General features: G+C 38.7%; 3 protein-coding genes. All 3 read left to right on the forward strand.

Annotation, left to right across the window (positions count from 1 at the left end):
* The coding region (locus tag K4I03_RS05310) for a hypothetical protein (protein ID WP_227963952.1) at window positions 1-293 on the forward strand (293 nt) is incomplete at its 5' end.
* 147 nt (window positions 294-440) lie between these two features.
* Window positions 441-968, forward strand: coding sequence for a hypothetical protein (locus K4I03_RS05315; RefSeq protein WP_227963953.1), 528 nt, complete (start codon window positions 441-443; stop codon window positions 966-968).
* Window positions 969-983: 15 nt separating this feature from the next.
* Window positions 984-1721: hypothetical protein (locus tag K4I03_RS05320; RefSeq protein WP_227963954.1), on the forward strand; the 738-nt coding region annotated here is incomplete at its 3' end.

The raw sequence follows: 1721 nt of genomic DNA on the forward strand, positions 1-1721 counted from the left end.
TTGACAAACTAAAAAAAGAAGGGGTTAATCAAGAAACAAAAGAGTATTTAATAAAATACATTGGTAAAGCTCAACCTTTGATTATTGACACTTCTGAGAAGTTCTCTGACGATGCAGAAAGACTAGATCAATATTATGGCTATCAACGAGTTCTGTATATCATTTCAGATAAGTATCTTGAGGGATCGAAAGAGGGGGAAGAATATAAAAAGACTGCCCTAGCTGAGATGATAAAGCTCAAGGAGCAATATGAAAAACTTACAGGTCAAAAAGTGACCAACAGTGGCAATTAACTGACCTAAACAACCATAATCTTAACACCAAGCACCCATCTTAGGGTGCTTTTCTATTACAAAAATATTAAAAAACTTGTATTTTTCTATTGCAATATGTCACAAAATATACTATAATAGAGTGTATGAAGAACAAAAGGAGGTAAATTGTTTGATTTGAAAAATGGATTAAGAGAACTTATTGTACGGTATGTCCAAGAGTATTTCTTTTTTTACAAAGACTTCTATTCAATCCCAGAAACGGATTTGAATGCTGACAAATGGGCCAAGCTGAAAGCAGGTCATGCTAAAGTTGAGAATTACAAGTACAATAAAGTTATCTTGATTATGGATGTCCTTTTTACAGAATATGAGCAGCTTCTCATTCACAGAGCTTTAAATGAGAAGAACTCAAGCCAAGAAAAAGGATTGCTTGAATTGTTTGTCCAAAAGAAGATGGACAAATTATTGGAATGGCTAAACGATAACGGGAGTGGAGCGTTTGAGTTAAAAATCTCTTCTAATTTGGAGAAAGCTAAAAGCATACAAACCAAACCATTTATCGAGATAGCATATCGTGACGGAGTAGAGAATTTCTCTATGCACTTTCGGCCAAAGAAGATGTGGGATTTACCAGATCTATCTAAGGTTGACCTGAGAGATTGGATTTTAGAAAACAAAGACAATCTAATTTAATAAAAGGAGAAGTAAATGAAAAAACGTAATCATGCGAGCAAAATGGCACTTCTGGCTGTTTTTGCTAGCGGTATCTTTGTAGGTTCAAATGTGACCTATGCAGAAAACAACACAAGCAGCACTGCTACACCAGTAGTAGAAGTAAAACCAGTTGATGGAGCAGGTACAGGTTCAAGCTCAAGTTCAGGGACAGGAGCTGCTGTTACACCAGACCCAGTTGTTCCAGCGAAACCTATTGACAATGGAACTGATGCTGACAATAATGCTACTTCGCCAGTAACCCCAACAAATCCAGTAGCTGATAATACTACTGCTAATCCTGTTACCCCAGATCCAGCAGCAAGTACAGCAACATCTAGTTCATCTTCTGCAACAACAGACCCAGCAACCCCAACAAAACCAGCGAAATCAGTAACCTCAAAAACTGACAGCTCATCTACAACAAGTTCTAAAAAAGACCAGAAAGACCAGGCTGCATCTGCTACAAGCAGTAGTCAAGCAGCAAAACCAACAGTACCAGATCCAGCGACACCACCAGTGCCAAGCACTGCCTCAACAACAGTTACACGGGCAGTTGTTTCTCCAACAGCGCCTGTGACAACCGAATCTGGAGTCCAAATTATTGGAACAGATGGCGGAAATGTAATCATTGCTGATGGAAATGGTGGCAGCCGCACTGTTGCTCCAGAAGAAGTAGGAGCTAAAAAGAACTCAGATGGCACCATCTCTGTAAAAACTAAGGAAAAGAAATTG

The sequence above is a fragment of the Streptococcus sanguinis genome (genome assembly GCF_020729725.1).
Classification (GTDB): Bacteria; Bacillota; Bacilli; order Lactobacillales; family Streptococcaceae; genus Streptococcus; species Streptococcus sanguinis_V.